At 60.2% G+C, this 254-nt stretch carries 1 pseudogene; it reads right to left on the reverse strand.

What is annotated here, in order from left to right:
- A pseudogene (locus ACYP03_RS27040) lies at positions 1 to 254 on the reverse strand (peptidoglycan glycosyltransferase FtsI); the annotation flags it as partial.

Here is a 254-nt window from a genome sequence, read left to right on the forward strand (position 1 = left end):
GGCCCGGTAAGCCACCGCCTGCAATCGCTGGTCAATACTCAGCGCCAGCGGTTTACCCGGCTCACGCTGCTTGAGCGAAATGTTTTCAACCACCCGGCCGTACCTGTCTTTACGCACAGTGCGCCTGCCCGGTTCACCGGTTAGCCAGCCGTCATAGGTTCGCTCGACACCTTCCAGTCCGCGGCCATCTAGGCCCGTAACGCCAATCAGGTGAGCGCTCACTTCACCCGCCGGATAAAAACGACGGGATTCAT

The sequence above is a fragment of the Photobacterium sp. R1 genome (assembly GCF_054600795.1).